Source organism: Moritella sp., from assembly GCF_013215705.1.
Classification (GTDB): Bacteria; Pseudomonadota; Gammaproteobacteria; order Enterobacterales; family Moritellaceae; genus Moritella.
This window is the reverse complement of the sequence record NZ_JABSQR010000031.1, coordinates 15,251-26,744: the sequence shown is the minus strand read 5'-3', so window position 1 is coordinate 26,744 and position 11,494 is coordinate 15,251. Positions and strand designations below refer to the sequence as shown.

General features: G+C 41.6%; 8 protein-coding genes. 5 read left to right on the top strand and 3 right to left on the bottom strand.

The window, feature by feature from the left end; all coding sequences use genetic code 11:
• Nucleotides 1-23: 23 nt before the first annotated feature.
• Nucleotides 24-1,760, bottom strand: coding sequence for a sodium:solute symporter family protein (locus tag HRT96_RS18025; protein WP_293159478.1), 1,737 nt, complete (start codon nt 1,758-1,760; stop codon nt 24-26).
• Nucleotides 1,761-2,012, bottom strand: coding sequence for a DUF4212 domain-containing protein (locus tag HRT96_RS18020; protein WP_198435438.1), 252 nt, complete (start codon nt 2,010-2,012; stop codon nt 1,761-1,763).
• Nucleotides 2,013-2,557: 545 nt separating this feature from the next.
• Here HRT96_RS18020 and HRT96_RS18015 point away from each other — a divergent pair.
• The 5 genes from HRT96_RS18015 (at nt 2,558) to HRT96_RS17995 (ending at nt 9,940) form a co-directional block, all read left to right on the top strand.
• The gene (locus tag HRT96_RS18015; protein ID WP_293159475.1) at nt 2,558-4,402 is read left to right on the top strand and encodes a DUF294 nucleotidyltransferase-like domain-containing protein; all 1,845 of its coding nucleotides are present in this window, start codon (nt 2,558-2,560) and stop codon (nt 4,400-4,402) included.
• Between the two features lie 44 nt (nt 4,403-4,446).
• Nucleotides 4,447-5,151 carry an exonuclease domain-containing protein gene (locus tag HRT96_RS18010; RefSeq protein WP_293159473.1) on the top strand — a complete coding sequence of 235 codons (705 nt, stop codon included), beginning with the start codon at nt 4,447-4,449 and terminating at the stop codon, nt 5,149-5,151.
• Between the two features lie 104 nt (nt 5,152-5,255).
• Nucleotides 5,256-5,918: a response regulator transcription factor gene (locus HRT96_RS18005; protein ID WP_293159472.1), complete on the top strand. Its 663-nt coding sequence runs from the start codon at nt 5,256-5,258 to the stop codon at nt 5,916-5,918.
• Nucleotides 5,919-5,922: 4 nt separating this feature from the next.
• Entirely contained in the window at nt 5,923-6,354 is a 432-nt protein-coding gene (locus HRT96_RS18000) for a hypothetical protein (protein WP_293159471.1), read from the top strand.
• 142 nt (nt 6,355-6,496) lie between these two features.
• The gene (locus tag HRT96_RS17995) at nt 6,497-9,940 is read left to right on the top strand and encodes a PAS-domain containing protein (protein ID WP_293159469.1); all 3,444 of its coding nucleotides are present in this window, start codon (nt 6,497-6,499) and stop codon (nt 9,938-9,940) included.
• 143 nt (nt 9,941-10,083) lie between these two features.
• On the opposite strand, the gene HRT96_RS17990 is transcribed toward HRT96_RS17995, so the two are convergent.
• On the bottom strand, nt 10,084-11,373 hold the full coding sequence (locus HRT96_RS17990; protein WP_293159467.1) for a citrate synthase: 1,290 nt from the start codon (nt 11,371-11,373) through the stop codon (nt 10,084-10,086).
• Nucleotides 11,374-11,494: the final 121 nt, after the last annotated feature.

The following is an 11,494-nucleotide window of genomic DNA, read 5'->3' as shown; positions in this document are numbered from 1 at the left end:
CGTTAATTTTATTATGTTAGAGTTTAATGATCAGACGCTGCACCAGCACCACGAGGGTAGCGCAGATTATCAACCAGTTGTTGAATATGTAATGGTGCATCACCAGTTACTTTGGTGACAATGAAAGCAACTGAGAAGTTAACTATTGCACCAACCACACCAAATGCATTTGGTGAAATGCCAAGGAACCAGTTTTGTTCCATACCGCCGAGGAATGAGGTACCGGGGATGAACATAATGCCTTTATGCTGGAATACATACAGCATAGTGACACCTAGACCTGAACACATACCAGCAACAGCGGCTTGGCCATTAATTTTCTTCGAGAAGATACCCATCATGAGCGCTGGAAACAGAGATGAACCCGCTAGACCAAAGGCGAGGGCAACGGTTCCCGCGGCAAATCCAGGCGGATTAAGCCCGAGGTAACCGGCGATAATGACGGCAATTGTCATGACAATACGACTGGCTTTTAGCTCACTTTTTTCGGATAAATTCGGGATTAATATGCCTTTCATCAAATCGTGTGATATGGCCGATGAAATAGCCAATAATAGACCCGCAGCTGTCGATAGTGCAGCCGCTAAGCCACCCGCAGCAACCAGTGCTATCACCCAGTTGGGTAAATTTGCAATAGCAGGATTTGCCAGAACCATAATGTCGCGGTCAATTTTAACCATTTCATTTTTGACTGGGTCTGCAACATATTGGATTTTACCATCGCCATTTTTATCTTCAAATTTCAATAAACCAGTTTTTTCCCAGTCTTTAAACCATTGTGGACGTTTCTCATATTCGAGCGGTTGTCCAGCGCTTGGCTCAATCGTATTCATTAGATTGAAACGTGCCATTGCACCTACCGCAGGTGCTACAGTATAAAGTAACGCGATGAATACTAATGCATAACCTGCTGAAGCACGTGCATCTTTCACTGTTGGTACGGTAAAGAAGCGCATAATAACATGGGGTAAACCGGCTGTACCGATCATCAGTGACATGGTGTAAGCGAACATATTTAATGTGCCGCCCATGTTATCAGTGGTATATTCTTTAAACCCAAGGTCGGTAACAACCATGTCGATTTTATCGAGTAGATACACACCACTACCATCAGCAAGGGTACTGCCTAAACCAAGTTGAGGAATGGGATTACCGGTGAGTTGTAATGAAATAAATACCGCTGGAATGGTATAAGCAAAGATAAGGACACAATATTGCGCGATTTGCGTATATGTGATCCCTTTCATACCACCAAGTACGGCATAAACCCATACCACTATCATTCCTATGCCTAAACCTAGGTCGTAATCAACTTCTAAGAAGCGAGAGAAAGCAACACCAACACCCTTCATTTGGCCAATGATATAAGTGACTGACGCTACAATTAAACAGACAATCGCCACGACACGAGCCGTTTTGGAGTCATAACGGTCGGCAATGAACTCGGGAACGGTAAATTTACCATGTTTACGCATGTAGGGAGCAAGTAGGGTCGCAAGCAGTACAAAACCACCTGTCCAACCCATTAAGAAGACGGAACCGCCGTAACCCATGAAGGCGATAAGACCTGCCATTGATAAGAATGACGCAGCACTCATCCAATCGGCGCCGATCGCCATGCCATTTTGTAATGGCGTAATACCACCACCGGCAGCATAGAAATCACTGGTTGTTTTAGCGCGAGCAAACCAGGCGATAGCAAAATAAATGGCAAATGAACCAAATACGGCGATATAGGTATAGAGTTTTAATTCGCTCATTTATTCTTCCTCAACATTATGTTTTTTGTCCAGCTTATTCATCTGTACGGCATACCAAAAAACCAAACCAACGAAGGTATAAATAGAACCTTGTTGTGCGAACCAGAAACCAAGCTTGTATCCACCGAGTCTAAATTCATTCAATTGCTCGACGAATAAAATGCCACAACCAAACGACACCACAAACCAAATTACTAAACAGGTTAATATGAGCCGTATATTGGATTGCCAATAGGCGTTTTCTTGTTCCATATCCTTTCTCCCAAAAAAAACGATTAAATCTTAATAAGTAATATTAGATAGTGATTGATCACCTTAATAAGTTGTCCTTAACTTGAATGACAAATTGTTGGTGCTCGCACTAGCATGTTGTAAATCTAGCAATCTTTAAAAAATAACCCTATACAACTTTCGTCTATATATTATTTTCGGCGTTGACGTTTTAGAGGTAGATGAGTTAAAACTGAACACTTATACCCAAGCTACTTCAAGATGCACAATCAGCAAACCGAAAGAAGAGGATATTCAAGGCATGAAGTCGAGAATTTAGTTATTCTAAATCAAGACTTCATAACGCCGAAGATTCATTCTTTCGGCTTGCCCTACGGGAGGCGAGCAGGAATAACGCGCACTGCGTTAAAATATTTGAAAATGGAATAACCATTATCTGCATATTGCGCCTTGTTCTGATATCCCTGCTCGCCTCTGATATAGCATCTTGAAGTAACTTGGGTATATATTCGAATATTAAGTAAGTAACGAACCAATACCGGTGATTAGCAGGCCAGGGTGAACATATGAATGCCGCGTTAAATGATGTTGTTGATTTTATTAAAGCCATACCGCCTTTTAATTTACTAAATGATCGGGATTGCCACCTTATTGCCAAACGCGCTTCCATTGGTTATTACCGTAATGACACTATTTTAGGTTCGCATGATAACGATCAAGTCATGCTGTATATCGTTAAAAAAGGGGTACTTGCTTATTACAATGACAGTGATGAGTTGCAAGGTAAGTTTTCTGAAGGTGATTTATGTAGTGTGTTATGTCAGATTGATGCCGAATCGTTACAAATAAGTTTACGTGTTGAAGAAGATTGCTTGCTCTATGCGATTGATTTTAATGAATTGGAGGCGTTACTTGTTGAGCAACCAAATGTGGTGCAGTTTTTATTGCAAACCGCACCACAGCGATTACAGCATAAGATGGTGGCGATAAACGAGTCTGCACTCATCGCCTCAAGTTTAACCAATGCGCCGATAACTGATTATTACAATAGCCCTGCGATCACGATATCAATGCAAGCAAGTATTCAAGATGCTGCAAAGTATATGACAAAAAAAGCGGTGTCTTGCCTTATCATCATGGGGGAGACAGAACCGACAGGAATAGTCACAGATAAAGACATTCGGCGGCGGTGTGTAGCTGACGGGCTCAGTAGCCAATGCTCGGTGACAGAGATTATGACTGCTAATATGACGACAATCGATATTAAGCTTTGTGGTCATGACGCGTTGGCTTTAATGATAAGTCAGCGCATACACCATCTGCCTGTGACTAAACATGGGGCATTGGTTGGCATGTTGACCGCGACGGATTTAATGAACCAAGAAGGTCATCATGCGGTTAATTTAAGTTCAGTGATCCATAAAGCCAGCTCTGTTGACGCCTTAGTTGAACTGAGTTTGATGTTACCGAAACTGCAAGTGAGTATGGCCAAACTGGGGGCCAGCGCCGATTATTTAGGTAAAAATATAAGTGCATTAACAATGGCATTTACCATACGTTTGATTGAACTAGCGGAACAACAATTAGGTAAAGCACCTGTTGGATATGCTTGGTTATGTGCAGGCTCACAAGCGCGGCAAGAGCAGTTGGTTTCTTCAGATCAAGATAATGCGTTAATCATTGCTGACTGCGCCACACCAGAGCAAGAAGCTTGGTTTGAATCGTTTGCCCATTTTGTGTGTGACGGGTTAGCTGCCTGTGGTTATATTTATTGCCCGGGTAACATTATGGCGACTAACCCAGAATGGCGACAGAAAAAACGGATATGGCAAGGCTACTTTACTGATTGGGTTACACAACCAGATCCGCAGGCGCTATTAAATAGTAGTGTGTTTTTTGATCTCGCTACTGTCTATGGGGATAGTGCATTGCTGCAGGATGTACGCCGAAGTATGTTGCAGAAAACACAAGAAAACACCTTATTTCAAGCACACTTATCTCGGAATGCGTTATTGCAGAAACCCCCACTAGGTTTTTTCCGTGACTTTGTGCTGATCCAAGATGGTAAAAATATAAAAGGACTCGATCTTAAGCATAATGGCTTAGCACCCATTATTAATCTAGCGCGAATTTATGCACTAGCTGAAGGTATTGAAGACGTAAATACCATCATGCGCTTAAGGTTAGCGGCGGGAACACCCTCATTGAGTCGCACTGAATCGGCGAATTTAATTGATGCATTTGAATTGTTAGGCATGCTACGCGCTGAGCATCAGGCCAAGCAACTAGCTAATGGTGACGCAGCGGATAGTTACTTGTTACCCAAAGAAATATCTCGGCTAGAACGAGAACATTTGAAAGATGCCTTTAAGGTGATTAAAGCGATGCAGAGTTATCGACAGATGGTTTAGTTGGACATAGCGTAACAGGATAAATCAAGTAATAAGGGCGTGTTATGAATCTTATACAATATTTTTTTAGTCTCGAAGCACAGCGCAAACGACTATTAACGAAAGCGCCTGAAGGGCCATTAAAGCAATACTTAAGTGTGCCGATTATCAATCTTGAACAGCCTGTAATGAACAGTGATATTTTAGCCGTTGATTTTGAAACGACGGGGCTCAATGCTAAGCAGAATAATATTTTGAGTATCGGTTATGTTGAACTGGCGGGAAATGAAATTCATTTAGACAGTTGTTATCATCAAATTGTGGCGGCACATTGCGAACTTGAAGGTGACAATGTCACTATACATAATATAACAGATAAAGAAAAAGCCAGCGGGCGACCGTTGGCAAGTGTCGTCGAGGATTTATTAGTGGCATTGGCTGGAAAAACTATGCTGGTGCATTATGCTCAGATCGAAACAACCTTTTTTGAGCAAGCCTGCATCAAATTGTATGGTATGGCGCCGATATTTCCCGTTATTGATACCTTGGCATTGGCCAAAAAAAGGCATGATAGATGTAGTCAAGCTTATGCGCCATCTAGGTTACACCTGACTAATTTACGTGCAGAATATGGGCTACCACGTTATTCAGCCCATAATGCGTTAAACGATGCAATCGCCACCGCTGAACTGTTTATGGCAAAAGTGCAACATTCTGAACTAAAAGGTCATACCAAACTAAAGTCATTAATTACAACCGCTTTCAGTTAGTTAAGCCGCATAGCTCGATCTGAGCAAGTTAAGTTCGTCACAGTTCGGTAACACTCTGTCATGTATAGTAGGGGTTAATTATTTGTAGTCATACATGGATGAATATGCACGTAATGCCAGAAAAAATCATCATTGCCGATGATCACCCACTTTTTAGACAAGCATTATTAATTGCCTTAAAAGAACAATTTAAAACCACACAATGGTTTGAAGCCGAAACAGTCGAAAGCATTAGTGATTGTCTTCTTGCCAATGCGGATGCTGATTTATTATTACTGGATCTTAATATTCCCGGTGCACATGGATTTGATCATTTAATTCGTATCAGAAAACAAAATCCTGATGTTCCCGTAGTGGTTATTTCTGCTTACAGTGATGAAACTATCATTGCTAAAGCGATGCAACACGGTGCGTCTGGTTTTGTACCTAAATCAGAATCTGTACCGGTCATCATTTCGGCTATTAGCAGTGTACTTGCAGGAAAATTATGGGTGCCTGGCACATTTGAAAAGCCTAAACAAGACGTTAGCGCAACTGCAGACGTGGCGATAGCTAAGTTGACTGCACAAGAATACCGCATATTAATGATGTTTTCTGAAGGACTGCTTAACAAGCAAATCGGCGATAAATTGTGTGTGGCTGAAGCAACCGTTAAAGCTCATGCTAGCGCCATTTTTCGAAAATTAAATGTGCGTAATAGAACACAAGCTGCAATGATGTTAGGGCAGCTCGATGTACCGGAATACAGTGATAGCTTAAAGGAATAGGGATATGAATAAACATACAAAAGTGGCAGTACTTGTTGCCCCGTTATTAGCCGTCTTTGGTTATATTGCGTCTGATTATTTTATTGAAAACGATGCCGATAAAAACAAACTCATCACATTAATACCTGAATCTTCTTGTGAGGTTCTGGCGGGTGGCTGTGTGCTGACAAGTGGTGATTTTAAAGTTAATGTGTTTGATAAAAATGGTTCAACGGTCGTCAATTCGACGTTCCCGCTTGATGAAGCTGTGCTATTTTTGGTTAATGAAGACAATACCTCGACAGCATATCCTTTGACGCAGGTACAGAGTAATTATTATTGGCAAACACAAACGCCACTGCGTGAATTAGCGAATACTTCGGCAAGTTATAAGTTAAGGTTGATTGCCTCTATTAAAGGCGGTGATTACATTAGCGAGTTTGAAACTTTGCTCTAGTTGTTCTGTATATACCCAAGGTGCTTTATGCTTTGAATATCCTCTCTTTTGGTTTTCTATTTGTCCACTTGCAGTGGCTAGGGTATAGCGCTTTCTCTGTTCTTGAACAAATTAATTCAGTTGTAGTTCGATAGGTCACAGTATGTTCGCAAATTGGCAGTTGATGCTATTAAGTTTTTTTTATATCGCGTTATTATTTTTAATTGCTTTTTTAGGCGATAAATATCGTCATCTGATCCAAGGGAAACGGCAAGCGCTTATTTATGCCTTTGCTGTTTCTGTGTATTGTACCTCGTGGAGTTTTCTAGGCACCACAGGACAAGCTGCAACCAGTGTTTATTCGTATTTACCTATTTATTTGGGTCCAATACTGTTACTTTTTTTCGCATGGCCTTTTCTACAACGCATCATTCAAACCAGTATTAATTTTAATTTAACCTCTATCGCCGATTTACTTGCGGCTCGTTTTGGTAAGTCACATGCCTTGGCTATTCTGGTGACTATGGTATCGCTATTTGGCACTATGCCATATATCGCCTTACAAATTAAAGCGATTGTTTATTCCTTCCAACAATTACAAATCGAACAAGTCTTTATGTCTTGGCAGCTTGGTTTAGTCACTAGTTGTGTTCTGGCTGGTTTTAGTATGTTGTTTGGTATACGCAGTATTGATGTGACAGAGCGTCATCCCGGCATTATGCTGGCGATTGCGTTTGAAGCCCTCGTGAAAATTATCGCTTTTGCCAGTGTCGGTATTTTCATTTGCTATTTTGTCTTCGATTCACCCCAGGATATTTGGCAACAAGCGAGTGCCAATACTGAGTTAGCCAGTGCATTACAATTTCCCGATCTAAGTGCCATGTTTGGTATGATCATTATTGTGATGGCCGCATTTTTTGTGTTACCGCGGCAATTCCACGTCATGATTGTAGAACTACGTGATGAGCAAGATGCCTGGTTGAGTCGCCGTATTTTTCCATTATACCTGCTGGTATTTGCGTTTTTTTCCGCACCACTTGGCTTAGCGGGTTATTTGCTATTGGGTAACAGCGTTCCAGCGGATATGTATGTATTGGTGCTGCCTTGGTATCAAGATCAAACATGGCTGACGTTATTTGCATTTTTAGGGGCGATTTCTGCAGCAAGCTCGATGGTGATCGTATCAACCATTGCACTGAGTACCATGTTGAGTAATGAAATCGTATTTCCGTTCCTATTTAAAAAGAATAAACACCCCACACAATACGATGCGTTTAGATTAAAATTGCTGAACATTCGCAAAATATTAGTGTTGTTTGTTAGTTTACTCAGCTATCTGGTCTTCCTATTTATTCCACCTACAGCATTAGCAAGTTTAGGGGCTACGGCATTAGGCGCCTTGGCACAGCTTACACCGGCATTAGTTGCCGCTTTTTATTGGCGTCGAGCTACATTGAAAGGTGTGTTTACCGGGATTACTATCGGCTTTTCATTGTGGACACTGCTTAATTTTTTACCGCAACTGGGTTTCTATCAAGGACCACTAGTAGCGACTATATTTGCAAGTTCAACAGCGATCAACTTGCTCTGCCTGTCGGTTAATGTTGTCGTGATGATCCTTATATCATTAGTGACGAGATCCAGTATTCAAGAACGAATACAAGGGGCGTTATTTTTAAAGCGGCAGTTACCGCAACCATTAGTGGAAAGCAAGCGCAAAGCTAAGTCGAAACGGCAGGCCATATCGGTAGATGAATTGTTGTTATTGACCGCGCAATTTGTGGGTGAAGATAAAGCATCCAAAAGTTTCCAAGCTTTTGAGCAGGTCGCTATTACGTTAAGCTATACCGCCAAGGAAAAGTCTGAATATGCCCTGGAGCATACAGAAAAAGTATTATCGAGTGTGATGGGCTCATCGTCTGCTCGCTTGGTGCTTAATTCTGCTTTAGATGGTCATGATTTCGCTTTGGATGAACTGGCAACCTTAGTCGGTAACGCATCTAGTCATCGACAAGAGTTTAGTCAGAACCAGCTAAAAAGCGCGATTGAAAACACCAGAGATGGGATCTCAATTGTTAACGACGAACTCGAACTTGTTGCCTGGAATAAACAGTACGCAGTATTGTTTAATTATCCTGAGAGTATTCTCCGTGTCGGCTGCCCGATTGAATCATTAATTCGATTTAATGCTGAACGCGGTTTGTGTGGTGCGGGTGATATTGAAGCGCATGTAAAAAAACGCATCAATTTTCTGCGTTTAAGACAGTCGCATAACTCGGAACGGTTACGCGAAGATGGCAAGGTCATCCGCATCGAAGGGAATCCATTACCGGACGGCGGGTTTCTAATGGTCTTTTCAGATATCACTGCATTCAGGCAAGCGGAACAAGTATTAAAAGAAGCTAATCAAGATCTAGAAACCCGTGTCGCAGAGCGAACTAAAAAACTCGAGAAAGCCAATAAAGAGCTAGCGAAGGCGAGGGTGATTGCCGATGAGGCGCTGAGTAAGAAAAGTCATTATTTACAAGTGTGCAGTCATGATTTGTTACAACCACTTGAAGCTGCACGTTTGTTTACATCGGCACTTGCCAGTCAGTCGACCTTAAATGAAAATCAACAACGACAAGTGAGTAGTATCGATCTATCACTTAAAGTCGCTAATGAAATGATTGTTAACCTAGCAGAGGTTGCACGTATAGAGAGTGGCAGCATCAAGCCACATATAGAGACATTTGCGTTAAATGATTTATTTACTCAGCTCGCGAATGAGTTTTCAGCCGCCGCTAAACAACATGGCGTTACCTTTACTATTATGCCGACAAAGCATTGGGTTAATACCGATAAACACCTGCTACGTCGCATTTTACAAAATTTAATTGGTAACGCATTTCGCTATGCCAGTCCTGGACGAGTATTGCTCGGTTGTCGCCGTAAAAATGGTCAGTTAAGCATTCAATTATTAGATAATGGCCCAGGTATTGCGGCAAAAGACCAAACCCGAGTGTTCGAGCAATTTAGCCAATTAAAAGACAATAATGGCTCGAATGATGGATTAGGACTCGGTCTTAGTATTTGTAATAGCTTAGCGGTATTATTACAGCATCAACTGAGTCTTGATTCAATTGAAGGCAGAGGTTGTCGATTTAGTCTACAACTCTGTGAAGCGACGGCACTACAACAAGATAATTCTACGCCCATTATGGTACCAACGGACCTTACTGGAACCGCGGTGCTTTGCATCGACAACAACCCAGCTATTTTGGAGGGCATGTTAGAACTCATGAGCAGTTGGGACTGTGAGGTTTATGGCGCTCATTCAATCGCCAGTGCGAAGGCATTATTTAAACAGTGTGATTTCGATATCTTGTTGGTGGACTATCAATTAGATAATGGTGAGGATGGTTTAGCATTAATCTCAGCGTTAAGAGAAATAAACCCTGCGATACCGGCGATTCTTATTACGGCGACAACAGAGGCGGGGATTGCTGATAAGGCTGGTGCCGCTAAAGTCGGTTTATTACGTAAATTAGTTAAACCTGCATCACTCAGAGCGATGATGAGCGCACAATTAACGGAAACACTGCAAACACAGTTTAGCCGTCAATAATACAGTTGATTAGCCGATTAATGGTGCTGACTTAGAGCCCAACAGCTATTGTTCAAACTATTGTGTGGAGATAAAAAAGGCTTCTGATATAAATCAGAAGCCTTTTTTTAACTCGTCTTTAGGTTTGTAACTAAGTCTAGTAGCTAATCTCTATCGTCAAGCTTTTTAAATGGACGGTGTGCTTCACCAGTATATAACTGACGAGGACGACCAATTTTCTGTCCAGGTTGACTTAACATTTCGTTCCAGTGCGCAATCCAACCTACAGTACGCCCCAATGCAAAAATAACCGTGAACATAGAAATAGGGATACCAATAGCACGTAATGTAATACCTGAATAGAAATCTACATTTGGATAGAGTTTCTTCTCGATGAAGTAAGGGTCTTCAAGCGCAATACGCTCAAGTTCCATCGCTACATCTAATAGCGGATCACTAATGCTTAGCTCTTTTAGCACTTCGTGACAGCTCTTACGCATCACTGTCGCACGTGGATCTTTATTCTTGTAAACACGATGACCAAAGCCCATTAGACGGAACGGGTCTTCTTTGTCTTTCGCACGAGCGATAAACTCAGGAATACGCTCAACGCTACCGATCTCTTCAAGCATTGCTAGACAAGCTTCATTTGCACCACCGTGAGCAGGACCCCATAGTGATGCAATACCCGCTGCGATACATGCAAATGGGTTAGCACCTGACGAACCAGCTAGTCGAACTGTAGATGTAGATGCATTTTGTTCATGATCTGCATGTAGCGTAAAGATACGGTCCATGGCTTTTTCTATCACCGGATTAACGACATATTCTTCACACGGTACAGAAAACATCATTTTAAGGAAGTTACCTGCGTATGAAAGGCTGTTGTCAGGGTATACAAAAGGTTGCCCAATTGAATATTTGTAACACATTGCAGCAATTGTCGGCATTTTAGACAATAAACGGAATGCCGAAATTTCTCGGTGACGTTGATTAGTCACATCTAGCGAATCATGATAAAAGGCTGCAAGTGCGCCTGAAACACCACAAAGGATCGCCATTGGATGAGAGTCACGGCGGAAACCTTTGAAGAAAGATGCAAATTGCTCATGCACCATGGTGTGTTTATGTACTGTCGCTTTGAATTGTTCATATTGTTCTTTAGATGGTGCATCACCATAAAGAATAATATAACAAACTTCTAAATAATCTGCATTAAATGCTAAGTCATCAATAGCGTAACCGCGATGTAGTAGGATACCTTCTTCACCGTCAATATAAGTGATTTTAGACTCGCACGATGACGTTGCCATAAAACCGGGATCATGGGTGAAATATCCTTTACTACCTAGGGTACGAATGTCGATAACATCGTGACCAGCTGTACCAGATAAAATCGGAAGTTCAACTGGCTCTTGGCCGGGTAGGTTTAACGTGGCCTTTAGATTAGCCATAGCACGTCTCCTTTGCTTATTTATAATTAGATTTCTTCATGAAATTCGAAGCTAAAGCTACCTTTAATAATTACTAATGTCAATTTTGTTACAAAATAATCAATGAAAAAGCACTAAAAGG

Coding starts and splice junctions, on each gene's coding strand:
- HRT96_RS18005 (WP_293159472.1), top strand. CDS start 5,256: ATGCACGTAATGCCAGAAAAAATCATCATTGCCGATGATCACCCACTT.
- HRT96_RS17995 (WP_293159469.1), top strand. CDS start 6,497: ATGTTCGCAAATTGGCAGTTGATGCTATTAAGTTTTTTTTATATCGCG.
- HRT96_RS18000 (WP_293159471.1), top strand. CDS start 5,923: ATGAATAAACATACAAAAGTGGCAGTACTTGTTGCCCCGTTATTAGCC.
- HRT96_RS17990 (WP_293159467.1), bottom strand. CDS start 11,373: ATGGCTAATCTAAAGGCCACGTTAAACCTACCCGGCCAAGAGCCAGTT.
- HRT96_RS18025 (WP_293159478.1), bottom strand. CDS start 1,760: ATGAGCGAATTAAAACTCTATACCTATATCGCCGTATTTGGTTCATTT.
- HRT96_RS18015 (WP_293159475.1), top strand. CDS start 2,558: ATGAATGCCGCGTTAAATGATGTTGTTGATTTTATTAAAGCCATACCG.
- HRT96_RS18020 (WP_198435438.1), bottom strand. CDS start 2,012: ATGGAACAAGAAAACGCCTATTGGCAATCCAATATACGGCTCATATTA.
- HRT96_RS18010 (WP_293159473.1), top strand. CDS start 4,447: ATGAATCTTATACAATATTTTTTTAGTCTCGAAGCACAGCGCAAACGA.